This is a genomic window from Paenibacillus oryzisoli (assembly GCF_001653565.1).
Taxonomy (GTDB): domain Bacteria; phylum Bacillota; class Bacilli; order Paenibacillales; family NBRC-103111; genus Paenibacillus_E; species Paenibacillus_E oryzisoli.
Map to the genome: position 1 here is coordinate 54,001 of NZ_LYPB01000044.1, position 24,149 is coordinate 78,149.

The window sequence follows — 24,149 nt, forward strand, 5'->3', positions numbered from 1 at the left end:
TTCTCTCCTCTACCATAGACTCGAATCGGTCTTTTTCCGTGCATACCAGTTCACCAGCAGCAGAAGGCTAAAGTCGATCACAGCATTGAACAAGCCCGCTGCAGCCGTATAACTGAACTGCCCTCCCTGAATACCGTTCTTGTATACGAAAGTCGGTAATATGTCGCTTTTGGTGGCGTTAAGCGGGTTCTGCATCAGCAGCGCCTTCTCAAAGCCGACATCCATCAACTGACCGATTTGCAGGATGAACAAAATAATGACTGTCGGCATTATCCCTGGAATCGATACATGCAGAACCCTTTTGAACCTTGTAGCTCCGTCAATTTTTGCTGCCTCGTACAAAGTAGGGTCAATACCGCTGAGCGCTGCAAGATAGATGATCGAACCCCAGCCCATATGCTGCCAAATTCCTGACGTTACGAAAATCGTTTGAAACCATTCTGCCTTTTTCATAAAGTTGATGGTATCTATGCCAAACATGGTTAAGATTTGATTCACCTTCCCTGTATCGGGATCGAGGAAGATGTTCAGCATCCCGACCAGCACAATAATCGAAAGAAAGTGCGGAATATACGTTGTATTTTGCAACAACTTCTGCAACCATCGGCTCCGAATCTCATTCACTAGCAGAGCCAGCAGTATGGGAATCGGGAACCCTATTAACAGCTGAAACAAACTTAACGAGATTGTATTCCACAGCAGATCCCAGAAATATACGGAGGAGAAGAAGCGTTCAAAATGTTTCAATCCTATCCAAGGACTCCCTAGAATCCCCTTAGTCGCAGAAAAGTCCTTAAAGGCAATGGTGATACCATACATCGGAACATATTTGAACACAATATACCAAATGACAGGGATCATAAGCATTAAGTAGAGCTCGTACCGGACTAGCATTCGTTTCCATAGAACATGCTTTGGCTTCCATCTAGCATCCGTTGGTGTTGTTGCTTTTGCAGCCTCCGCTTGCATGACTTCACACTCCTATTTACATCTTAAGAAGAGCCAGGAGCAGCATACGATCCGCCACTCCCCAGCAAACCTCCATTATTTCTTAGCATCATAGGCTTTCTGATACGCTTTCTCCAGATCATCAATCTTCATCTTCTTCAGAGTAGCTACATATTCATTCCACTTATCAAAACTCAACTCTCCGATGATGAATTTCGCAACTGATTCTTTCACATATTTATCAATATCAGCTTTGATCGGTATGATCTGTTCCGAGATTTCTCTATCGAAGATAGGAGCACCATATACGGTCTTAGGCAAGTAGCTTTCAATGAATTTGTTAACTTCAAGCACTTTATCATTCTCTACGATGTTGCCGAATTTGTCTGAGACCACACCCGGGAAACTTCCGCCCGGCACTAGATTCACTTGACCAAGTGCTGCCATAAAGCCACGGGTATCATTTTTAATCGAATCATTGATAACTGGCTTGCCGTCCTTCATGGTATACGTTTTGCCTTCTACACCATATTGAAAAAACTTCGATCCTTCATCGCTATAGAAGTAATCGACCCAACGAATAGCGGCTTCTGGATTTTTATTTTCTTTTGAGATCGCAAAAGTTCCAATTGGCGCTGCAATAGGTCCAGTAGCGGAATAAGTTTGATCTCCGTGAGGCCCCTTAATCGGCGACATCCCAGTAAACTGATTTTCAACCTGTAGAAATGGATCGGATGCCTGAATAAAGAACATGCCAATTAGCGCTTGGGACAAATTACTTCTCCATTTCGGTAGATCGCCAGAGTAGAAATCCTGCCACAACAGCTTCTCGCTATACAACTTATTTAGGAATTGCAGCAATTCCTTAAACCGATCATCTGCCAACCATATTTTTGCCTTATCATCTTTAATGTTAATCTGGTACCCCATCTGTTGCTCCAAGCCGAAGGATCCTGAGAATGCGGAATACACCATCCCAATCTCCCGTAAACCTAGCGGAATTTCATCCTTCTTGCCGTTGCCGTTAGGATCGCTATCACGGAATGCTCGGAGCAATGTGAATAGTTCATCTACATTCGTAGGCGCTTTCATATTGAGTTTGGCGAGCCATTCTTTGTTGATCCAAATTTTATCTGATCGGCCAGAGCTTTGTAGACGCACGCTAGGCAACGAGTAAATGTGACCGTCCGCAGCCGTCACCGTTCGCTTAACCTCAGGGTATTGCTCGAAAATCCCCTTCAGATTCGGAGCATATTTATCAATTAAACCCTCCAGCGGAATCAGCATTTTCTCCTGTTGGCCGTAACGTGCGATGTCCGTATTGGTTAGGTTGGCCCTAAGGAAAATATCTGGCAGCTCATTAGCTGCAAAGAGCAGATTTCTCTTCTCATCGCATCCCTGCGCATTGGACGGAAGTTGGTCGAATTGCAGCTTCACGTTGGTCATTTTCTCGTATTCCTGGAATATAAGGACATCCTTCCAATCGGCATGATTCGGGTCTTTGCAACCGAATACTTTCTGGGTGACGGGCTCCTTCACAATTGGAAAGCCAGTTTGCGTAAGGTTCGTCGCTACTTCTGCACTCTCCTTAGTTGCCTCCGCTTCCTCTTTCGAATTGCTGCATGCAGTAGTTAGCGCCGAAACAGCTAAGGCAGCTGCGAGCATCATCGTCATTCGCTTTCTTGTCTTTACTTTCATCAATGTTTCATCCCCTTTGTTTCTTGTATAGGTTCCCCTAGCCTTTATTGAAAAGGCTTACATGTCGGAATCTGATCTGATTATAATCCGTATATGAAAGTGAAGGCATTTCAGATTTATGTACTTTCGTATCAAATTTATGCAGAGGTTACGAATCGGAACGTTCCTTTGTACGTTGCATGTAGACATACGGCGTTTCCCCAGTAACTTCTTTGAACACCCGGATAAAATAGCTATAGCTGCTGAATCCCAGTTTGGCATGGAGCTCCTTGAGCGGTGTATCTCCTTCAAGCAGCAGCAACTTGCCCCTCTCGATACGCTGCCCTGTCAGCAGTTCCGTAAACGTACGGCCACTTTCTTCCTTTACAAGCCGGCTTAAGTACGAAGATGTAATTCCCAACAATTCTGCTGTCTCTTCCAAGGTAATTCCTTCCCGATATCGAGCTGCTATAATCTGTAGTGCTTGCCTGACATGGCGAGAATGATCTGTAGAGAGATTCAGTCTTTGAAGTTCCTGAGCTAACCTTCTATAAATACCGCATACCGCAGTTTGCGCCTGCTCGTTCGTCAGCCCCGGACGCTGGAAGATTGAAAGCTCCTCCACCATCCAATCGGCTGATATGTCAGCTTTCCGGGCAATTTTGGCAGCAATCTGTACCAGTTCTGCTGACACTTTCTCCTGAAGTACTGTTTTCTCTTGCCCCTGCAGCTCAACTCCCATAATCCCCTTGATGATTTCGACTGCTTCTTGGGCGTCGGCTGCCTCCATGGCGGCGAGCAACCGCTTCTCGTGTCCAATGGTTACATAGGGTCCTTTCACTGAAAGTCCAGCACGGGCAGATTCCCGAGCCTGTCCTTCTACTTGTTTGACCAAATGTTGATACGCTTCTAGACTATGATCAAGTGAAGAAATAATCGGACTAATAAGAATCGTGGCCGCCAAATTCATGTACAACTTCAGTGATGATTCTAAGCGTGCGCTCTTGGCGGCGATCCATTGAGCCACTGCGTTCTCGCTGCGCTCCTTGCCGCAGGAAAGCAGCACTGCCCAGCGCCCGCGATCCATGGCTACCGTGCAACCCCAAGGATAACCTCCTGCTGCCTGTTCGCAGAGATCTGTCACAGACCGCAGATAACGGATCAACTCTTGTTCTTTGAGACGTGCTGTAAGCACATCATAGTGGGCAAGTTGTACGAGCATAAGGACCCATCGCGGTTTATCTATGCTCCATTTATGATCTGAGAAATACTGCACCAGTAGCCGCCTGTCGATTTCTACACCCATAAGATGGTCACGTAAGATAGATCGTGACAAAGCGATGTCCGCCTGCTCTTTGACTCTCAACTCTGCCTCTTGCTCCTGAAGTTGACTGCGTACCTTACCGACCACTGCACTTAACGTCTCAGAGGTAAGCCGATGCTTTAATAAATAATCTACCGCTCCATAGCTGAGGGATCCCCGAACATACTCAAAAGAGTCATAGCTGCTTAGCACGATAACCTTCAGACGAGGGTTTGCTGTAAGCAAATATCGAGTTAGCTCCAGTCCATTCATTCCCGGCATGCTCATATCCACAATCACCACATCTGGTTGCTGCATCTTGACTAACTCCACCGCTTGCAAGCCGTCTCCCGCTTCTCCGCAAATCATAAAGCCTTCTTTTTCCCATTCCACAAGAGATCGAAGGTGATTGCGCACAAGCGGTTCATCATCAATGAATGCGATCTTCCATTCCATCGTTCCGTCCACCTTTCTCTTTCCGTTGCGGAAGCCGCAGCTCCACCGTGGTCAATATCCCTGGTACACTGACAATCGATAAACCGTATTCTTCACCAAAGGACAATCTGATGCGGTCTTTTACATTGCTAATGCCAATACCCGTTCCACCCTGTACATTTCCCTCAGATTCGTGCTGATGTATGGCTTCCATTTGTTCTTTCGAAATCCCCACACCGTTATCTGTTACGTCAATGATGACATCATAATCTCCGCGACAATAGCTCTTAATCGTAATTCTTCCCTCTCGCTCTGGTGAGATGCCAAAACCATGCAGAAGCGCATTCTCCACGATAGGCTGAAGAACAAGCTTAGGGATTAAGCAATCCAGCGTGCTTTCCTCCGCATCAATACTTACGGTTACTCGATCCAGAAAGCGGTACTTCTGAATGCTCAAATACCGCTTCAACAGTTCCAACTCTTCACGAATTGGGATAAGGTCTCGCTTCTGATCTACTGCGAACCGCATAAGTTCGACCAAGGCAGCTGAAATTTCGCCAATATTAGGGACTTGTTGAATTTTGGACAAATAATTAATCGTGTTCAGTGTATTATAGAGAAAATGAGGATTAATTTGGGATTGCAGCGCCCGGTATTCAGCTTCCCTCTTCTGTCTTCCCCTCTCCTCAGTCTCCTCCATTAACTCCTGCACATGTGTCATCATGGAGGAGAACATATCGCTAAGCTGTCCGACCTCATCCTCTGTATGGATGTGCGGTCTAGCCTTCAGTTGACCTCCCCGAACACGTTTCATCGTATTATGCAACCGCTTAAGATTCTTGGTGATCTGTTTAGAAAGTACGATCGATACGATATGCACAGCAAGCAACACTAGAACTGTAACAAGGATCATATCTCTTCGAATCTGATGAACCTCTCGCAGCAATTCACTTGTCGGAACTATACCAATCGTTGTCCAGCCTATAAGGTCGGATACAATCTGAACAGTTAGGTACTTATCTCCATCTACGGTTTCTAGTCTCCCGCCTGATTCTGTTCTTGGCTCTCTGTAGATTTCCTCAATCACTGAAGTAAGATCCGATATACCGCCCCAATTCGAACCGCTATGATAAATGACCGTGCCTTGGTCATCAACAACTCCGATAAGATTTCCTCTCAATGGTTGAATTTCAAAGACATTTTTCATAAAATCAGTATTGAATTCGATCACGCAAAGCCCGATGCTTTTACCTCCTGCTAGCAATGGCCGGACAAGAAGAATAGAATTCTCCATTGAAGCATCTAAGCGCACATGCCTTCTATTTTCCTGCAAGTCCTCCTGCCCAAGCAGTCCTTGCAGCTTCGTCTGACTTATTCTCGCAAACCCGTTTTGGAATATCTTACCATTATAGCCAACGACAGAAATTCGTTGAATATAGGTTTTATAAGTTGCCATAGAAGCGATGTAATCCTCAACCAATTTCTTCTCCTGAAACCATTCATACGATGGGGCGGCTACAGCACTAAGTAAACTTTGCGCCACCATATCCCGTGTAACGATTAACTTGGCGATTTGGTCCGCTTCCTCCAACGTGGAACGGAGCTTCTCATCCGCCCTTCGGATACTGTCGGAAATGAAAGTCGTTGCATTATCTTCAATGACATGGGAGGCATTTCGATAGGTGCTGTAAGAAATCGGGATAATAGCCATGCAAATCATGATGCTGAAGGCCAGGAACATTTTCCCTTGAATTGTGCGCATTCATCCTTCCCCTCCACTTTCTTATTGGCATGAAAAGCCACCTAACCGATACATTATTCGGAAAGGTGGCTTTATGTATGATTTTACAAACACTCCAACTACATATAACTCACATTCTATTGTCATATTATCGTGCACATTGACGAATGTAAACGTAAGTACTTTGCCCTTATCAATCTGTAACGCGTTACGCCTAGTTCCAAATCGCAATTATGCTACAATAAAATAGTAGCATAATAGATTAGTAGACAACCGATTAAGAATTAGGCATTTTCGATTATCCTGACATAGATTATAGAGGAGGCTGGCGAGTGGCCATATTAAGTAGAATTAAATTTATCGAGGACCTCTTTATACGCATGGCCTGGGTAATCGAAAATATGGTGGACGTCGAAACGGAATTCGCTCGGACGAGTTACCCAAAAACGATTATATGGGTTGTAGTCGGGGGAAAAAGGACAATCGAGGTAAACGGCTCTCTTCATAACGTGCAGGCAGGGGAAATCGTCATCATTCCTCCTCAAACGCCTAGAGCCCTTATGCCAAGTGACCCGGCCTCTGGTCCGTTTCACTACTATTCCATCGGATGCGATATCAAAATCGGTTCCTTAAGCTTTGCTGAACGGTACAACCTTCCTCTCATAACGCAGATTGCCGATATAACAGCATTTAGGGAGATTTCACAGCTGACTGCAAAGCTTCTGGCGCAATCCCTCAAAGTCATCGAAGGACTACACGCATTGAATCAGCCACATCTGATTATCAGTAGTGTCAATACCGACGAAACGCTCGCATTGCTTGCGGTTAATGCTTCTTTCAACGACTGGCTTGTTCGTTTACTGGACATGATACGATGCTATTTACCAGCCGAACCGCAGGAAATTGACCCCCGCATCAGCAAGCTTTGCATGTATATGCAGATGAACCTAGAGAGACGGCTTAAGCTGCCCGATTTGGCCCACTATTTATATGTAAGCGAAAGTCACCTGCGTCTTCTGTTTCGCAAGGCAATGGGCATCTCGCCTTCCGCCTATTTGCGACAGCTCCGCCTGCAGTACGCGAAGGACTTGCTCGTTAATACCTCTTACTCGCTAAAGGAAATAGCTGAGCTGTCTGGCTTCGAAACGCTGAACCACTTCAGTCGGGTGTTCAGTTCGTACGAATCCATTCCTGCCATCCAATACCGGAAGCGTTATTATGGCAGCGTTCAGGTATAGCTGAGCTCCATGCATCCTGCAACAAGCAACAATTCATATTTGCATCCACGTGAAAAAAGAGGTGATCCTGCGGCGGCCACCTGGGCACTTTAAGGCCCGTTTCGGGCCTTAACTCTCTGCACGGCGGCGACGACTGCACGTTAACGCCCAAAATGGGCGTTAACTCAGCCCTTTCGCCCTGCGCGGCGGCCACCTGGGCACTTTAAGGCCCATTTCGGGCCTTAACTCTCTGCACGGCGGCGACGACTGCACGTTAACGCCCAAAATTGGCGTTAACTCAGCCCTTTCGCGCAGCGCGGCGGCCACCTGGGCACTTTAAGGCCCATTATGGGCCTTAACTCTCTTCGCGGCGGCGACGACTGCACGTTAACGCCCAAAATGGGCGTTAACTCAGCCCTTTCCCGCTACTCTACTCCCACGCCTACTGCATAGCCATACCATTCCGCGGGAAATTTCACGCATCCTTTTTTTCTAAATGTGCAATCCCCGTATTACTCTATCAACTATTCGAGGCTATATATAACCTCTAAATACCTCCATTTATCTCCGTTTATCTACTATTTCCTCGGTTGTCAACCTGGGAGGTGTCTGCTACTCTTTGGATAACAAGACCTATAAACGGGAAAAGGGGCAACCCCCATGCTGAATCGGAATTTCATGTTAACGGATACACAGCGATTTTTGCTTCGAAATGTGTCCATCATCGTGCTCGGCCTCTTCATTAACCAAATGCTCCAAACCGTCGGAAGCATCGTTCTAGCTCGTGTCCTGGACGATCCTACCAAATTCGGACAAGTGAATCTCTTGCTGCAAATTTTCGGTATGGCCTCCTTGTTTCTCAATGTTGGATTCAACTCTTCCTTAATCTATACCTTTTCTAGGAAGCCAGAACAGGCAGTACAGACCAATTTTCGCGTTGCTTTCTTCGGGAGCTCTCTCTTCGGGATAATCTTCGGAATTATACTTGCGCTGCTCGCACCCGTCCTAGCGAATTATTATCATCTTCCTGAGCTAAAAGGAGCCATGATCCTGAGCGCAATCATGTTCGTTTTCAACTCCATCATCAATATTGGCGTCGCTTCTTTCTCAGGAAACCGCGAATTCGGTGTTCAGGCTTTCTTCATGGTTATCACCACTACACTTGCCACTTCGGGAACGGTTGTCGGCGTTTTATTACCCGTTGGCTCGCTGAATCTCCTCGAAAATATCTCGCTATGGATGAGCGTGGGAGCGATTCTAACGGCTCTTTTTATTGGCTGGAAAGTTGAACGTGTGCATAGTCCGAAATGGTTCGGTGGCATCCCCTTGCAAGAGGTCAAGACCATGATGGCATATGGCCTACCTTCCTGGGCTGGCAATATCGCAAAAGCATTCCAACAGCCCTTTCTAGTCATGATGGTCGGTTCCAGTTCAGTCATCGCAGTCGGCTATTTATCGAATGGATTCCGTATAACAGGTTTCATCGGCATCATTACATGGGCGTTCATGATCGTAACTTTCCCATTCGTGGCCGAGAGCGCACAGGATCTGAAAGAAAGCAAGCACCGTGGGACGAGCTGTGTCCGGTATAATAACATTTTTTTATATCCGCTGACAGCGCTCATCTGTTTATATCCCAATCAAATCAACGGTTTTCTATTCGGGGAAAGCCTCACATCAGGTGATTCCGCAGCTTATATTCGCTTGATGGCTTTAGGCGTCTTATTCTCTTCCGTAGGCCGACTTGGCGGCAGTATTCTAGCTGGAATTGGCAAAACAAAATCTAACTTTTGGGTGATGATCGTAGCTGGTATCTTCGTCATTGCGATTGTCCCCTTCATTGCGGCTGAAAATCCCGTCCTAGCTGTAGGTATTTACACGGGGGGATGGGCAGTCTCCGCGATTGCCATGATTGGATTTTTCTACTTCGAAAAATTCCCGCTGGATTGGTGGAAGGCTTACGGACAGCCTCTCCTACCTACTCTAGGGATGATGGCGATTATGGAAGCCGGCTCGTTGGCAAAGGGATGGTATCCTATTTTCATCATAGCTGGTCTCGTAGGTCTGCTCGTGCTAACGATATTGATTGAGAAACGTCCTAATCACGAAGTACATACGCAAGAGGCCCTCTAAATCCGAGAGCTTCCCAAATACAAAAAAGCACTTCATAGGCAGTCATACTGCCTTAGAGTGCTTTTTACATACAAACGTTAGATCGAATACGCGTATTTATTATTTGTCGCAATCTCCTCTAGCGCAGGATTCTGCTCCTTCACCAAGATACGATCCAGAATCAACTGTTCAAAATAAGCGAACCCGCTGTCCCGCACGCGTGGGCGTGGGAGCGTGATTCTCACATCGAGGGCAATCTGGCCCTCTTCGATTAAAATAACGCGATCCGCCAGTTGAACGGCTTCGGAAACATCATGCGTAACGAGCAGCGCCGTAAACTTCTGTTGATACCACAGCCGCTCTATGAGCTGCTGCATCTCTATGCGAGTCAGCGCATCAAGCGCGCCGAGCGGTTCATCCAACAGCAGCAGGCGAGGCTGCCCTGCCAAAGCACGTGCCAGCGCAACGCGTTGGCGCTGCCCCCCGGACAGTACCCCCGGCCATTCGTTTGTTCTGTCCGCCAAGCCTACTTGCGCAAGTACTTCCTCGGCTCTCCCGCGCGAGCCGTCCCTCACGCCAACCTGCACATTCGCGAGCACGCGGTTCCACGGAAGCAAGCGAGCATCTTGGAACAACACGCGCGTTTCGCCATGAATGCCCTTCAGTGCCTGACCATCAACCTCGATCTGGCCGCTCGAAGGCTTATCCAGCCCGGCGATTAAGCGCAGCAGTGTGCTTTTGCCACAGCCGCTTCGTCCAACAATTGCGATAAACTCGCCAGGTGCTACGTCCAACTCGACACCTTGCAGTACTTGCTTTTGACCAAAAACCTTCGCAGCCTGCTTCACTTGTAATCGAATGCCATTGCCTTCCGCCATCGTGCCCACTCTCCTTTATGGTTTCAAGAAATTAGGATGCCATTGCAGCCATGCATGTTCCAGAAGCTTCGCCATATAGTCGGATATTTTGCCCAGTAAGGCATAGACGATAATGCTCAGAATCACGACATCCATTTGCAAAAATTCTCTCGCATTCATCGCCATATAGCCAATCCCAGAACTCGACGAAATCGTTTCAGCCACGATTAAAGTTATCCACATAATACCTAGAGAGAAACGAACGCCGACCAAGATCGAAGGCAACGCACCGGGAATAATGATTTTGCGGAACAAATGAAAATGGCGAAGCCCATACACACGCCCCATTTCAATTAATCCCGGATCTACGGAACGAATACCATGGAAGGTATTTAAATAAATGGGGAAGAAAACACCTAGTGCAACTAGGAAGATCTTGCCTTCTTCTCCAATACCGAACCAGAGGATGACCAAAGGAATCATCGCGAGATGAGGGATATTCCGCAGCATTTGGACGGATGTGTCCGTCACCTTTTCAAAAATAGGAAGAAGTCCATTAATTAAGCCTAGGGCAAATCCGATACCGCCGCCAATCGCAAAGCCGATAAATGCCCGTTTGGAACTGGCACCGATATACGTGAATAGAGTCCCTTTCTCTGCCAAATGAACACCAGCTGCGAATACAGCTGACGGTGTCGATAAAATGCGAGTGGAAATCACGCCAAATTGCCCTAATAACTGCCACAAAACAAGAAGTACGATCGGAAGCGCCCAAGGGAGCAACCCTTTAGCCAGAGACTTTGACAGGTTGGTTGTCAAGGGACCGAACCCCCTTTGCTGGCTTCGGCAACTCCGTATTAGCGATGAGTTCTCCAAACGGACTTACGTAATTCGCAGATTCAGAGGAGCGCTTCTTCTGGTTCTTCAATGGCAAATGCGGGAACAACAGCTCCGCTGTCCGATAAGCCTCTTCCAGATGTGGGTAGCCTGAGAAAATAAACGTCTCAATGCCTAGGTCCGCATACTCCTTCATTCGGGCAGTAACTGTCTCTGGATCTCCGACCAAAGCTGTCCCTGCACCTCCGCGCACAAGCCCGATGCCTGCCCACAGATTAGGACTAATCTCTAATTTGGTTCGATCTCCCTTATGCAGCTCTGCCATACGGCGTTGACCGACGGAGTCCATGGTTGCAAATATTTTCTGCGCTGATGCAATCGTCTCATCGTCCAGATGGGAAATGAGGCGATTGGCATCCGCCCAAGCTTCGTCTGAAGTTTCGCGCACGATGACATGCAATCGAATGCCGAACTTCACTGTACGGCCACGCTTCGCCGCAGCTTCGCGAACGGTCTTAATTTTCTCCGCTACGGCAGCTGGCGGCTCTCCCCATGTTAAGTACACATCGACGTGATCTGCTGCAACTTCAATTCCTGCTTCTGAGGAACCACCGAAATAGATTGGCGGGTACGGCGCTTGGATCGGTGGATACACAATCTTCCCGCCTACCACTTTCAAATGCTCACCTGTGAAATCGACTTGCTCTCCGGCAAGCTCCTTCCGCCAAATGTGCAGGAATTCGTCGGTCAATTCATAGCGCTCATCATGCTCCAGGAAGAGTCCCTCGGCTTCAAGCTCTTTCGCATCGCCGCCTGTGACGACGTTGATCAATAAGCGGCCATCCGATAACCGATCGAAGGTGGAAGCCATTCTGGCCGAAAGGGTCGGTGACATTAAGCCCGGTCTGACTGCGACTAGAAATTTTAGCCGCTCGGTCACGGGAATTAAGGAAGAGGCAACCACCCATGCATCCTCGCAAGATCTGCCCGTTGGCAACAGTACGCCACCATAACCCAGTTGATCAGCCGCTTGCGCAATTTGCTTCATATAACCATAATCAACTGCGCGCGCCCCTTTCGTTGTTCCAATGTATCTGCTGTCTCCGTGTGTCGGAATGAACCAGAATACTTCCATCTTCATCGTCTCCCTTATCCTTTATAAGTAGCTCGAACCTATTTCGTGGCTGGTAATACGGCATCTTTCACTTTAATCTCTTTTGGAATCAGTCCTAGTTTGAAAAAGGTATCCGCGATTTTCTGTTGCTCATTGATCAAAGCATCATCGATTGGTAAAATGCCGTATGCTCTGCGTTTTGCTGCGCGTTCCAAGGAAGGAACGTCAATACCTAACTGCGGAGACAACGTTTCGGCAAGCTCTTTGGGATGATCTTTGGACCACACATCTACTTTGGCCAATTGGTCTAGAATGACTTTGACCGTATCCCTATTGTTTTCAGCATAAGTGCGGGTAGCTAGATAAAATTCATGGTTAGCAACGGTGTCCTTGCCATCAGCCAATATTTTGGCTTTCGCAGAAGTTTCTGCCGCAGCGAAGAACGGATCCCAGATAACCCAAGCATCTACACTGCCTTTCTCAAAGGCTGCCCTAGCGTCCGCTGGTGGAAGGAAGGCTACTTGGATATCCTCGTATTTCAAGCCAGCTTTCTCAAGCTGCTTCACTAACAGATAGTGCACGTTCGAACCTTTATTCAACGCAACCTTCTTCCCTTTCAACTCGGCGACCGATTTAATCTCCGACTTCTCTGGGATGAGGATCGCTTCACTAGCGGGGCTTGCAGGTTCATGGCCTAAGTAAACGAGTGGCGTTCCTGCAGCTTGTGCAAAAATCGGCGGCGCTTCACCCGTATGACCCACATCAATACTGCCAACATTCATCGCTTCCAGCAGCTGCGGCCCCCCTGGGAACTCCGTCCATTGGATGGTGATGCCTTTTTCTTTTAACGCTTTATCCAGTTCACCGTTTGCTTTCAGGAAGTTCACGGTACCGTATTTCTGATAGCCGATGCGAAGCGTTGTGCTTTTCTCTGTTTTCGCTGTAGCCGCAGGCGCCGTCGTATCAGTAGCTCCCGTAGTCGACTTAGAAGCCGCTCCGCAACCGCTCAACACCGTAATTAACAACGTGGATAATACAAGACTTGTGAGCAGATTTTTTTTCATCGTAAAGCCCCCCTTATTTCTAATATAGTTTGTGTACAGCGTGCATCGATTGGATACAAAAAAAGAGACACAGCTCTTCCCCTTCATGGAAGTTTAGCATGTGTCTCCGGCGGTCCGGTCGATACATAATTATTCTGATAAGATTACTTGGTTTTAATTTATCAGCATTCTTTCTGTTCGTCAATAGTTTATTTGAAATATTTTCTTGGGGAGGTAATTGACCCATCCTATACCTTGGATAAGCCAGAATATCTCCGAATAAAGTTACGCCATCATTCTATTTTCTATGAAAATACGCTAGCAACCTCAACCCAAGAGTTCGTATCCATTTCGTCAATAACTCCTGTTAGAGCCTCGCAAACGTAATGTAATCGACTTGGCTAGGTGCGGCTGATTCCATCCGAAGGGCTCGGTTAATCTGTCCCCGGTGATATTGCCCATGTAAGAGAACCTGCAAGAGGATGTCCCTTACAGACGTTTGGAATGGAACCCCGCTCTGGTTCGTATAGTCGATCATCTTGTCCAACTCGGATTCCTCGAGCTCTTCGATATAGATGCGATATTGCTCGGTGTTCTCTTGGAACATCGTCCAGATCGCGCTCAGGTCGTCAGTTTCATCCCACAATGAATATTGCGCACTCCCTTTCCTCTGCAAGCGAGATAGCCAAACTCGTTCCGCGACCGCGACGTGCCGGACTAATTTCAGAAGGTCTTTATCCTTCGTTTTACTCTCCTCGAGCGCTTCCAAAACGTGTCCGTTCGCCCAGTACAGATGTTCCATCATGCTCTTGATCGTCTTCATTGCGGTTTCCCCCTCTTCGTTTTACCAATCTCATAGACCTAGTGTACCTAATAATAGCTTACATTTCAGTTGCCCAATTGCTTGATCATAATAATTTCTAACGGCTCATTTTCGAGTAACAAGCATCCTGCATCGCGATAACCCAATTTTCTATAAAAGTACTGAGCTCCTTCACTAGCCAAGGTTGAGGTCATGACTACATTAAAGCCAGTATTCCTCATTTCTTCCTCCCAATAAAGGACGGCTTCCTTACCAAATCCCTGACCTCGATGGGGTTCTTCAAGCCATAACATGTTCATGAACGGTGTGTTGTCCCAGAAATATCCGAACCTCAACCATCCGATATTATTCTTATTATCGTCCCGCAGCATATAAATTTCTTTTTCGTTAATTTTCTTGCAAATTAAGCTCTGTACAATATGATGGTCACGTACTTGTAGATAGGCATAATCAGCATTAGTTGCAGCTTCAATTTTCAGCAGTATCCCCTCCCCATTACACTCCATATTTTACCATGACTTATGAACGAAAACGGCATTACATTAATGAAAAAAGCTGCTCCCGACTGGGCAAACTGCTCTGGTGTGGTTACTACGATGTGGGGGAGGGAGGTGGACATCTGATCGATCGCGCGAGGCGCGCGGAACGACCCACGCAACATCTAATTGATGGCACGAGGCGCGCGGGCCGTGCTAGCTGGCAGCTTAACTGGAAAACATACAGTTATATTTGACCAATTCCCCCTAATTTCAGGAATAGATGGAAAAACTACAGTTAATTTAGCCTACAATGAGCGATTTACGATTATAAGATGAGATTAGCTGTAGGAAATACAGCTATTTCAATTATTAGCTCAATTTCAGCTAAAATAGATGGAAAAATCCAGTTAATTGGTTTTAGGCGAGGGCCGCCGCGTCACGTCACTCCTACCAAGTTGCAGGCACTGCGCGCTGGGAATAACATGTTCCGGAGTCCATGATCTAACCATTGGTTGGATTATCGTTCAAGAATTCTCAGGTGCCACAAAATGTTTGATACGCACAAGCCGATGGCTCCGGCAGCGAGGCATACGCCTCCTGCTCCAGTGCGTGTGCGAATGGATTCGCAAGCACAGCAAGAAGTCGCTCCATCACGCTGTAGTCGCCATGTTCGACCGCGGCTTCCAGCGCTTCCTCAACACGGTGATTGCGCGGGATGATTGCAGGATTGCTCCTGCACATCAACTCCTGCGAAGCGGATCGCTCTTCCTGTTGTCTACCTAATCTCGCCTGCCATTGTTCCTGCCAAGGAGCAAATTCCGGCGTGACGAATAGGGGTGATTCTTCTAATTTATCAAACGTCAGGGCTACAAATGTATTTGTATAATCTGCACTATGCTTCTCCATCAAGCTAAGCAGACCTTCAATTAGCGCAAGATCCCCTTCCTCTTCGCCCACAATCCCTAACTTCGCTCTCATTCCCTTGAGCCACGCGTTTTGATAGGTCGTGGAGAACTCGGAGAGAGCACCCTCGGCTAGTTTAATAGCTTGCTCCTCATCACCATGCAGCAGCGGCAGAAGAGTTTCGGCAAATCTAGCGAGATTCCAAACCGCGATACGCGGTTGATTACCATAGGCGTAGCGACCATGTGTGTCGATGGAGCTGAACACTGTGGCTGGGTCATAGGCATCCATGAAGGCACAAGGACCGTAATCGATGGTTTCTCCGCTAATCGCCATGTTATCCGTGTTCATCACACCGTGAATAAAACCAACGAGCTGCCATTTTGTAATGAGCCTGGCTTGACGCTTGATCACTTCCTGAAGGAAGCGAAGATACCGTTGATCTGTACGATCACTCCCTGCTTGAGTCGCTGCTTCTGGATAATGTCGCTCTATCGTATAATCCGCAAGCGCCTGAAGATCCTCAAGTGTGCCATATTGGGCAGCATATTGAAAAGTACCAACCCGAATATGACTTGCCGCTACGCGTGTCAGAACGGCGCCAGGCAACTCTGTTTCACGATAAATTACATCACCTGTTGTAACTACAGCTAGGCTCCGCGTCGTTGGAATGCCAAGTCCGACCATCGCTTCGCTGATGATGTATTCGCGCAGCATCGGTCCAAGCGCTGCTCGGCCATCGCCTCGACGAGAATACGGGGTTCTTCCTGAACCTTTCAGCTGTACATCCACCCGCTCCCCTCGAGGAGTTATCTGTTCCCCCAACAGAATAGCCCGACCATCGCCTAACATGTTAAAATGCCCGAACTGATGAGCTGCATAAGCTTGTGCAAGCGGTATCGAACCTTCTGCAATATGGTTTCCTGCCAGCGTTGCCACACCCTCCTCACCTCGCAACGCCGAAGCATTCAACCCGAGCGCCTCAGCCACAGCTTCATTTAGAACGATTAACTTCGGAGCGCGCCCAGGTGTTGGGTTAACTTGCGTAAAGAAGAATTGCGGAAGTCGTGCATAGCTGTTATCAAAGTTCCAGCCTGTATGTTGTTTTTCCATAGATTCTTCCATAGGTTCTTCCATATATTCTTCCATATGTTCTGTCATCGTATCTCCTCTTTCTTACTCTAACTTGCTACTTTCCCTAATTATATCATAGTAGACCAAAAAACCTCTCCACAAGCCTGAGCATGTACGAAGAGGTTCTCTTTTTGTTAACGTGTCGGACAGCCACCGTGTGGCAGACAACGCGCTGGGTGCTACGTGCGGTGCGGAGTGCTAGGATTGATGACGAATTGAAAATCGCTTTAGCAAAGATATCATATTAAAATGCATACCTTCATGATACAACGTGTAGTTTAGTAATTCCCCAATTGTCGTTAGGAGTAAACCGTTGCCAGTTGTGAATGGCTTAGCCACACTTTCATCTAAGCGGCCATGTAAGATGCTCTGAATCCGTTGGGGTTGCTCAACAAGCAAAGCAAGTAACGTTTCCAGTGAAGGGAGTTCCTCTTCAGCCCAATCTGCTGGTCGGGTGCCTTTTGCAAATAATCGCTCAAAGTTCTCAGGGATTTGTAAAGGCTCACCAATAAAATGAAAAGCAAATTTCTCTTGCACGAAAATAATGTGCCCCAAATTCCAGCGAATATTGTTATTAAATCCTTCGGGCATATCGTCTAATGTGTCTTCCGATAGTCCTTCAACTACTTTAATCGTAGACTTCCGAATAAATTCCAGTTGTTTGAGAGTAATTTGCTCCATAGAATACATCCTCGCTTTTTTACTCTACTGTAGCATGTTTCCAGCAAGCTTGCGCCACATTTTTCAAAATCAGTGCTTGCTCCCACCGACTCGATAGCTCCCGACCTTCTAGCCCCTTGATCGCATATGGTGCAGGCCCCAACTCGCAAACGAAAGGAAGCACATCGCCAGGCTTAGCACCCTGCAGCCAATACCGCATCGCTTGCGTCCACCATTGCTCATAACGTGTCAACATCGCATCCGAAAAACCAACATCGACTTGAATCTGCTCGCCTGATGATATCCGGCTATGAATCACTGACGTTCGTTGCAGCACTGTTTCAAGAAGACGCTCCGCTTTCTCTTGCTTCTCCGTCATTTCCCCTGCCAGCACATAGTGGGAAACATCAAGCGTAAACCGCAAATTCGGCAGCGCTTGCGTGTATTGCGCAGTGCGAATTAGGTCTTGTGTGATTTTGCCACGATGCGTCTCTACATAAAATGGCATGCTATGCGCAGCCGACACGGTGGCAAGTCCACCAAGCAGCTCAATCGCTTCTTCGTCTATCACGAAAGCGTCCGCCACCTGGCCGTTCACATACAGCATATCCATATCTGCGGCATTCTGGATATGTGTTGATAAGTCCGTCGGGCTAAACGGGAAACAATGTGAGCCAAAGCTTAGACTGTATTGATTCAGTAACCTTTTCCACTCATCTCTACCATCGATATCCGGCACTCTCGCTAGGATACCAGTAAAGCCTGCACCTGCAATGCGCTCCAACTTTGCCTCTAGCGGAAGCTCTGTCCCCTCTTCCCCTAGCTCCATCATGGCCCACATGGATTGATGAACTTCAAGCCTTGGAGGGCGATTAGAGCCATCATTAACCCTGGTTATATCAAATTGTCCGATCATTCGTATTAGTATCCTCCCAGACTGCCTGCTGGTTTATTTCTATTGGTATCACCATGCGCCTCCATGTACACGGCACGTTTCTTCACAGTTCGCTCAGCTTCCTCTTGTGCCGCACGCGCATCGCCCCCATGAACATCTTCAATCATCCAACGCTGTCCAAAGCCTGCATGTACAACCTCATCTGCCCAGTCAAAATCTTGAAACGTCGTCATTAGCGGATCCTTGGCGATATCGCGACAGAATTCCCACTCTTCACGCTTGCCTGGCGGATACTTCATCGCTGCCTTCTCAATCGCAATTGTCAAATGCGAATAAGCTTCCGTGCCCTCGAACAGCTGCGCTGTCATATCATACCACCCCGTCCAGTTCGGGAGTTGATACACATCGTACCCTTTCACGCGTAGCGCCGCCTCACCGAACCAACTATGACGAACCTCATCCCACATATGCCTAGCTGTATCCCGGTAGAAATGCCACGGTTTGCCCGCTGTTGTGAAATGAACATAAGCCACGCCTTCTGCTGGCGACATCTCGTAATACCTCGACAGCATCATCGTCATGAAACGTCCTTCCTCATTGTCCGGAAGGTACATCCCTTGCATTTTCACAACTTGAGGAGTAAATCGACTGTCCCGTGTACTGATTTGAGGCATCTCGAACGGTTCAGTCGTGATCCTAGCAGATGGATCTACGGGAACTCGTTCCTCCCATCCTGTTATACCGCCAGCTGCAACAAGCAGTTGTTCCACATACTTTCTCCAATTCTGTGCTTGTTCCTTCTCCGAGTCCGATGCGAATTGCAGCAGATCGTGAAGCGCCTCGCGTCCCCAGTCTATTTGCTCCTCACGGTCAATGAGTTGATGCTTCATAATATGAAGCGTAGGTTCATCAACGAGAGGCTGTGCTTTGGCATTGTAGGCATGAATGGCCGCAATTTGCGCAGGCTTCACCACATCAAAGAGTGCAGTCAACAAACACAAAGTTGTTGTTGAATTCAGTACCGTCTGCATAAGCTCGTTCAGCGATGCATCTGGACATTTGTCGAACGCCACCGTACTCATGCGCAACTGCTTAATGCGATTGCGAAATTGATCATGATGCTCCGCGTCTTGCGAGCTTAAACGTGCAAGCGCTCCTTTTATTTCATATTCAGGTCTAGCCGCCATATGACCGGCTTCAATTCGCATGAGTTGGCGATCAACATAAGCAATGCGTTGTAAGGTTTTAGCTGATTCCTCTACGGACATGCCGATTCGATCCCAATCCTTGATTCCCATGAATGGATGCAACATAAGTACCCCTCCAGTATCTTTTGCACTATATTATGAAGTTATGAACTAATCATAGTGTTATTTACTATAAGAATACATGCATTGAATCACATATAAATTTGCACTAAAATACATAGCATCCCGGTTTACAGGTCCTCATTGGGCCCAGTAAAACCTAGTCGAACGGTCATTGCCCATTTGGCAATTTTCAGCGTTTCAGGTATGGTCGAATACATTAACATCGATTGCTTATCGGTTCCTTGCAAACCCCATACCACGATACTCTCATCGTTCGGAGCTGTGACGTTCTGTTGTAATTTCATTTCACCTGTCAAGCCAATTTCTGCTGGTTTATCCACCCTGACTGCCGAGCTATAGGAACCATGCCGTTCAATAATGGCATATGTTAATTCGTTATAGAAAACACCGTTAGGATCTTGACGCTCCTTAAATGAATAGACAAAATCACCATTAAAATGATAATTCCCCATCTTGTCCCTGTCCTTCTCCATCATAATTACGCTCATGCCCGCTGACGTATTTTCTTTCACACCATCATGCCAATAATCAAAATTGACTGCAAGGTTCTGCTCTGGCCCATCATATCGAAGAGCAATGGAACCTGACATCAGTCCTAGCAATGGCTTCAGCTTTTCATTATTTTTATCAAAAAGCGGTTCAGGAGTAGCTGACCAGGTTGAGCTGTCTGTTTGTTCATTCGCCTGAAGCTCATGAGCACTCAGGACTTTACGACTTGAAGCGTCATTCACAACAGCCCCAGTGATCAGACCTCCCAGTACGATGATTGCGAGTATTTGCAGTATTTTATTTGCACTCATTGCTATACACCTCCACGTAGTAATAAATGCTTATATTTTATAATACTACCACAATTTGGTTGGATCAGCGTGTGAACAATTTCTCCTAAGTACCTATTTGTAAAATGTAAATGTAATGCTTGCCATGGCCAATTCCGCTTGCCAAGATTAACTGGATTTCCTACAGCTATTTTCAGGTAAAACTAGCCTTTGGGGAGTTTACATGTATTTTCTACAGCTAATTTGGCTCGAAATGTCCCGTTTGACCAAAATAGCTTGAAATAACGGGAGGAAATCCAGTTATTCTGCGAAATGCTGTGATTTCGCTTAATTTAACTACAGAAAATCCAGTTATTTGCTCGGCCGCCTGGATACCCTGTAGGTAGCGCCTGTGCCTGTGCCCGTGCCCGTGCCTGTGCTTGTGCTTCCCCTACACGAGGCGCTACTTCTGGTGCATGAGAAAACCTCTATCGAGGCCATTCAATGATGAGCGACCGCGTCTATAGGTAGGTTTTATCGCCAATAAGAAAGCGGTTTTCGGGAACCGAAAACTTATACTTTCTTATGTGGTAAGAAAAAGGACGATAATCCGCTCCATCAACTGATTTTGCGAGTATCGTCCTGTATTTAACCTCTTTTTATCGGTGCTGCAAGCACGATTTTCCCTCTTGGATTTGCGCCCACAGCGTCAGGTTCAAGGGTGATCGCCACTGTATCGTAATTTTGCGGATTGAACGAATAGTATAGCGCTCCATGACCATCTTGAGAAAGGAAGGTACCGGCATTAAACGTATTCTCGCCCTTGATCAGCCAAACTTGATACGCTTCCGTACCTTTGAGTTCTGGCAGATTCTCTGCTTGAACAACTAGATGTGTACCACTCTTATCCACGACAATGGTGGCTAAACCTTTGGCAACGATGTCCTTCGTTGCTGGATTAAGCGTGACGGCTTCATTTACTTTAAGCCCTTGTACGGGCCCGGTGTTACTAGCAATTTGCTGCTGCAGTTGGCTCACATCTTGCCGTAACTGCCCTGTATATAGAATCAGTCCGATCACTGCGGCAACCAACCCTAGACTCGCATAGCGCCAGGCGCGGCTTCCACGCATTGGAACTACCCCTTCTTGCGTACTTGGAGCAACCAAATCCCCCCGAACTACATCTGGACTTGCACTCTCGACTTGCTTCGCTATTTCCGATTCGATTTCTGACGCCAGCACCTTCGTCAAAATTCTTGATTTCATGCCTGAAGGTACTTCCATCCCCTCCGATGCAAGAGGAAGAAGCTCTATGACCTGGCGTGATGCTTCCACCACATCCTGACAATCCTTGCATGTCTTCAAGTGAGCTTCGAAGCTCATCTTTTCCTCATGCTGCAACGCCCCTAATGCATACAATTCCGCTAATTCACACGCTTGATTCTTAGTGTCCGTCATGAACCCGATCCCTCCTTCCCCAGTGACTTAAACGTTGCTGCAGTTGCTTCATGGCTAATCTGACCCTGCTTTTGACGGTTCCGAGCGGGATGGACGCGAGATCCGCGACTTCCTGCTGCGTCATCCCCTGATAGTAAATCATATCCACAACCTCTTGCTGATCGGGATTCAGCCCCTGCAAGGCTTCCTTCACATGCTCTCCGATTATGCGTAATTCGACGATTTCCTCCGTCGTATCCTTATCGCGAATGAGATTCAAATGATCCCTATCCACGGTCTGCTGCGCGGTTCTCGAACTTCGCCTGCGAAGATGGTCTATCGCGATATTCCGAGTAATCGCGAACATCCAAGAAGTAAGCCTCCCCTGTGCATGATCATAATTCTCTGATCCATTCCAAACCCGCATGAACAATTCCTGCATGACTTCTTCGGCCGCCATCGCATCCTTCACGATACGGAAAGCAAAATTATAGATCATTTGTTCATATCGATCGTACAGCGTTTCGAGGGCTTCCGAATCTTTTTGAGAGACCAAATGCATCAATTGCCTATCGTCCATTGTTTCGTTCAATCCATAGTCCCCTTTCCTCGGCATTCCCTCCATACATTCTTCGTATGAATTCCCATATTGGATTTATGAAGGTCCGCTAAAAAACTTTTTTGGAATCCGAGTGATCCAACTCTACATCTCTTCCGTTGCACTAAGTATAACCGCTTTACACAAGCGGACCAACTTTAAATGAGGGAGTGAAGAGAATGAAAAGTTTACGAAGCAAATTTGCGATCCTAATGTTATGTTTCAGTTTACTACTACCAACACTTGCAAGCGCACATGAGGTCAAAACAACAGGTCCAGCACCTGATCTCCAGATGGCTCTAGGGCAATTACTTGGGGAACACGCCTATCTCGCCATCATCGCCATGCAAAAGGGTTACGACGGTTCCCCCGATTTCGCAGATGCCGCTGTCGCACTTGGCAAGAACACCGATGACTTGTCTGCAGCAATTGCATCAGTATACGGTCAACCTGCCGGTGATGCCTTCAAGCCAATTTGGTCCTCACACATCGGTTACTTCGTAGAGTACGTGAAAGCAACGGTAGCCAAGGACGAAGCTGGACGTCTTAAAGCGATCGCTGAGCTTGAAGATTATCGGATGAAGCAAGCCGAGTTTTTTAACAAAGCGAACCCTGCGTATTTTGATAAAACAGCCATTGCTGATGGTTTGAAAATGCACATTACCCACCTACTCGACGCTTTCAACGCCTATGTGAACAAAGACTATGATATGGCCTACGCAGATGCACGTACCGCATATGCCCATATGTTCATGACAGCCTCCGCACTTGCTGGCGGCATCGAAGCTCAATACCCTGATAAATTTCCAGCAGCTACTGTAAAATCACCAGGTATTGACCTTCGTGCCGGCCTTGGCCAACTGCTTGGCGAACATGCAACCCTAGCCATTCTCGCTATGCAAAAAGGTATCAATGGGACACCAGATTTCGCTGCTGCTGCAGGTGCACTTGGTAAGAACACCGACGATTTAACTGCAGCAATTGCTTCTGTCTACGGTAAAGCAGCAGGTGATGCGTTCAAACCGATTTGGTCTTCCCACATTGGCTACTTCGTAGACTATGTGAAGGCAACAGGTGCGAAGGATGAAGCTGGCCGCACCAAAGCCGTTGCTGACCTTGAAGAATACCGCATGGAGCAAGCTCAATTCTTCAACATGGCGAATCCTGCCTATTTCAAAACGGCAGAAATTGCTGATGGCTTGAAAATGCATATTGACCATTTGCTCCAAGCTTTTAACGCTTATGTAAACAAAGACTACGCTTTGACGTATACAGATGCACGTACCGCCTATGCGCACATGTTCATGACAGCAACAGCACTAGCTGGTGGGATCGTCGCACAATTCCCTGAAACATTTCACGGACCTGCTGCTCCTATGTCACCAACAACTAGCATTTGGATGAAAATTGGAAGTGGTGCACTTACCATTAATGGCACGACAACTTGGATGGATGTAGCTCCATTCATGAAAGACGGCAACACATTTATCCCTCTACGTTACCTAGGTGAAGCCATTGGTGCGGAAGTTACTTGGGATGCTGCTTCGCAAACAGCTTGGGTTAAAACAGGTGGCAACACAGCCACGTTCTGGATCGGTAAACCTTACATGGAGTTGAATGGACAGCGTAAAGAAATCGGCACGCCGATTATCCTGCAAGGTGGACGTACGCAAGTTCCTTTACGTTTTATAACTGAACTTCTCGGTTGGGATGTCAAATGGAATGATACCGATTGGTCCATCACGCTGACGAAACAAATGGCTATGGAGATGGGACATTCTCATTAATTAGTGCCACCACGCCGTTATGAAGATTCTCAACGTCAACGTGTGGTTCGGATTAATCAT

Annotated in this window: 20 protein-coding genes; 3 read left to right on the forward strand and 17 right to left on the reverse strand. The window is 47.2% G+C overall.

The window, feature by feature from the left end; all coding sequences use genetic code 11:
- Window positions 1–9 precede the first annotated feature (9 nt).
- From A8708_RS03085 to A8708_RS03100, 4 genes are all read right to left on the reverse strand, one after another.
- Window positions 10–969, reverse strand: coding sequence for an ABC transporter permease (locus A8708_RS03085; RefSeq protein WP_068662053.1), 960 nt, complete (start codon window positions 967–969; stop codon window positions 10–12).
- 75 nt (window positions 970–1,044) lie between these two features.
- Window positions 1,045–2,646, reverse strand: a complete 1,602-nt coding sequence (locus tag A8708_RS03090) for an extracellular solute-binding protein (protein ID WP_068662054.1) — start codon at window positions 2,644–2,646, stop codon at window positions 1,045–1,047.
- Between the two features lie 148 nt (window positions 2,647–2,794).
- Window positions 2,795–4,384 carry a response regulator transcription factor gene (locus A8708_RS03095; protein WP_068662055.1) on the reverse strand — a complete coding sequence of 530 codons (1,590 nt, stop codon included), beginning with the start codon at window positions 4,382–4,384 and terminating at the stop codon, window positions 2,795–2,797.
- Window positions 4,359–6,125, reverse strand: a complete 1,767-nt coding sequence (locus A8708_RS03100; protein WP_068662056.1) for a cache domain-containing sensor histidine kinase — start codon at window positions 6,123–6,125, stop codon at window positions 4,359–4,361. The genes A8708_RS03095 and A8708_RS03100 overlap by 26 nt, the downstream gene beginning before the upstream one ends.
- A 311-nt stretch (window positions 6,126–6,436) precedes the next feature.
- Between A8708_RS03100 and A8708_RS03105 the strand changes: the two genes are divergently transcribed.
- Together A8708_RS03105 and A8708_RS03110 are read left to right on the forward strand one after the other, a co-directional pair.
- Window positions 6,437–7,342 carry a helix-turn-helix domain-containing protein gene (locus A8708_RS03105; RefSeq protein WP_068662057.1) on the forward strand — a complete coding sequence of 302 codons (906 nt, stop codon included), beginning with the start codon at window positions 6,437–6,439 and terminating at the stop codon, window positions 7,340–7,342.
- Between the two features lie 639 nt (window positions 7,343–7,981).
- Complete coding sequence (locus tag A8708_RS03110; RefSeq protein WP_068662058.1) at window positions 7,982–9,454, forward strand: oligosaccharide flippase family protein; 1,473 nt, start codon at window positions 7,982–7,984, stop codon at window positions 9,452–9,454.
- Window positions 9,455–9,531: 77 nt separating this feature from the next.
- On the opposite strand, the gene A8708_RS03115 is transcribed toward A8708_RS03110, so the two are convergent.
- The 13 genes from A8708_RS03115 to A8708_RS03175 form a co-directional block, all read right to left on the reverse strand.
- Entirely contained in the window at window positions 9,532–10,311 is a 780-nt protein-coding gene (locus tag A8708_RS03115) for an ATP-binding cassette domain-containing protein (RefSeq protein WP_068662059.1), read from the reverse strand.
- 15 nt (window positions 10,312–10,326) lie between these two features.
- The gene (locus A8708_RS03120; protein WP_068662060.1) at window positions 10,327–11,109 is read right to left on the reverse strand and encodes an ABC transporter permease subunit; all 783 of its coding nucleotides are present in this window, start codon (window positions 11,107–11,109) and stop codon (window positions 10,327–10,329) included.
- On the reverse strand, window positions 11,078–12,262 hold the full coding sequence (ssuD, locus tag A8708_RS03125; RefSeq protein WP_068662061.1) for an FMNH2-dependent alkanesulfonate monooxygenase: 1,185 nt from the start codon (window positions 12,260–12,262) through the stop codon (window positions 11,078–11,080). Before ssuD ends, A8708_RS03120 begins: the two co-directional genes overlap by 32 nt.
- A 38-nt stretch (window positions 12,263–12,300) precedes the next feature.
- Window positions 12,301–13,305, reverse strand: coding sequence for a sulfonate ABC transporter substrate-binding protein (locus A8708_RS03130; RefSeq protein ID WP_157264521.1), 1,005 nt, complete (start codon window positions 13,303–13,305; stop codon window positions 12,301–12,303).
- Window positions 13,306–13,651: 346 nt separating this feature from the next.
- Window positions 13,652–14,107: a DinB family protein gene (locus tag A8708_RS03135; RefSeq protein WP_068662062.1), complete on the reverse strand. Its 456-nt coding sequence runs from the start codon at window positions 14,105–14,107 to the stop codon at window positions 13,652–13,654.
- 65 nt (window positions 14,108–14,172) lie between these two features.
- Complete coding sequence (locus A8708_RS03140; protein WP_420848523.1) at window positions 14,173–14,613, reverse strand: GNAT family N-acetyltransferase; 441 nt, start codon at window positions 14,611–14,613, stop codon at window positions 14,173–14,175.
- 507 nt (window positions 14,614–15,120) lie between these two features.
- Window positions 15,121–16,614 (reverse strand): protein adenylyltransferase SelO, encoded by a 1,494-nt coding sequence (locus A8708_RS03145; protein WP_068662083.1) that lies wholly within the window; start codon window positions 16,612–16,614, stop codon window positions 15,121–15,123.
- Window positions 16,615–16,821: 207 nt separating this feature from the next.
- A complete protein-coding gene (locus tag A8708_RS03150; protein ID WP_068662063.1) occupies window positions 16,822–17,304 on the reverse strand; it encodes a DinB family protein in 483 nt (160 codons plus the stop codon).
- Between the two features lie 19 nt (window positions 17,305–17,323).
- Window positions 17,324–18,199 carry a sugar phosphate isomerase/epimerase family protein gene (locus A8708_RS03155; RefSeq protein WP_068662064.1) on the reverse strand — a complete coding sequence of 292 codons (876 nt, stop codon included), beginning with the start codon at window positions 18,197–18,199 and terminating at the stop codon, window positions 17,324–17,326.
- A 5-nt stretch (window positions 18,200–18,204) separates the two neighbouring features.
- Window positions 18,205–19,491, reverse strand: a complete 1,287-nt coding sequence (locus tag A8708_RS03160; RefSeq protein ID WP_068662065.1) for a hypothetical protein — start codon at window positions 19,489–19,491, stop codon at window positions 18,205–18,207.
- 125 nt (window positions 19,492–19,616) lie between these two features.
- Window positions 19,617–20,309 carry a hypothetical protein gene (locus A8708_RS03165; RefSeq protein WP_068662066.1) on the reverse strand — a complete coding sequence of 231 codons (693 nt, stop codon included), beginning with the start codon at window positions 20,307–20,309 and terminating at the stop codon, window positions 19,617–19,619.
- A 606-nt stretch (window positions 20,310–20,915) separates the two neighbouring features.
- On the reverse strand, window positions 20,916–21,725 hold the full coding sequence (locus A8708_RS03170) for an anti-sigma factor (RefSeq protein ID WP_068662067.1): 810 nt from the start codon (window positions 21,723–21,725) through the stop codon (window positions 20,916–20,918).
- Entirely contained in the window at window positions 21,712–22,296 is a 585-nt protein-coding gene (locus A8708_RS03175) for an RNA polymerase sigma factor (protein ID WP_068662084.1), read from the reverse strand. Before A8708_RS03175 ends, A8708_RS03170 begins: the two co-directional genes overlap by 14 nt.
- Before the next feature lie 185 nt (window positions 22,297–22,481).
- Between A8708_RS03175 and A8708_RS03180 the strand changes: the two genes are divergently transcribed.
- Window positions 22,482–24,089: a copper amine oxidase N-terminal domain-containing protein gene (locus A8708_RS03180; RefSeq protein ID WP_068662068.1), complete on the forward strand. Its 1,608-nt coding sequence runs from the start codon at window positions 22,482–22,484 to the stop codon at window positions 24,087–24,089.
- Window positions 24,090–24,149 lie beyond the last annotated feature (60 nt).

Bases quoted from the DNA above. Each gene is read 5' to 3' on its own strand.
- A8708_RS03110 (WP_068662058.1), top strand. From the start codon at position 7,982: ATGCTGAATCGGAATTTCATGTTAACGGATACACAGCGATTTTTGCTT.
- A8708_RS03180 (WP_068662068.1), top strand. From the start codon at position 22,482: ATGAAAAGTTTACGAAGCAAATTTGCGATCCTAATGTTATGTTTCAGT.
- A8708_RS03155 (WP_068662064.1), bottom strand. From the start codon at position 18,199: ATGATCGGACAATTTGATATAACCAGGGTTAATGATGGCTCTAATCGC.
- A8708_RS03100 (WP_068662056.1), bottom strand. From the start codon at position 6,125: ATGCGCACAATTCAAGGGAAAATGTTCCTGGCCTTCAGCATCATGATT.
- A8708_RS03095 (WP_068662055.1), bottom strand. From the start codon at position 4,384: ATGGAATGGAAGATCGCATTCATTGATGATGAACCGCTTGTGCGCAAT.
- A8708_RS03150 (WP_068662063.1), bottom strand. From the start codon at position 17,304: ATGGAGCAAATTACTCTCAAACAACTGGAATTTATTCGGAAGTCTACG.
- A8708_RS03145 (WP_068662083.1), bottom strand. From the start codon at position 16,614: ATGGAAGAATCTATGGAAAAACAACATACAGGCTGGAACTTTGATAAC.
- A8708_RS03165 (WP_068662066.1), bottom strand. From the start codon at position 20,309: ATGAGTGCAAATAAAATACTGCAAATACTCGCAATCATCGTACTGGGA.
- A8708_RS03160 (WP_068662065.1), bottom strand. From the start codon at position 19,491: ATGTTGCATCCATTCATGGGAATCAAGGATTGGGATCGAATCGGCATG.
- A8708_RS03090 (WP_068662054.1), bottom strand. From the start codon at position 2,646: ATGAAAGTAAAGACAAGAAAGCGAATGACGATGATGCTCGCAGCTGCC.
- A8708_RS03115 (WP_068662059.1), bottom strand. From the start codon at position 10,311: ATGGCGGAAGGCAATGGCATTCGATTACAAGTGAAGCAGGCTGCGAAG.
- ssuD (WP_068662061.1), bottom strand. From the start codon at position 12,262: ATGGAAGTATTCTGGTTCATTCCGACACACGGAGACAGCAGATACATT.
- A8708_RS03170 (WP_068662067.1), bottom strand. From the start codon at position 21,725: ATGACGGACACTAAGAATCAAGCGTGTGAATTAGCGGAATTGTATGCA.
- A8708_RS03130 (WP_157264521.1), bottom strand. From the start codon at position 13,305: ATGAAAAAAAATCTGCTCACAAGTCTTGTATTATCCACGTTGTTAATT.
- A8708_RS03135 (WP_068662062.1), bottom strand. From the start codon at position 14,107: ATGAAGACGATCAAGAGCATGATGGAACATCTGTACTGGGCGAACGGA.
- A8708_RS03140 (WP_420848523.1), bottom strand. From the start codon at position 14,613: ATGGAGTGTAATGGGGAGGGGATACTGCTGAAAATTGAAGCTGCAACT.
- A8708_RS03085 (WP_068662053.1), bottom strand. From the start codon at position 969: ATGCAAGCGGAGGCTGCAAAAGCAACAACACCAACGGATGCTAGATGG.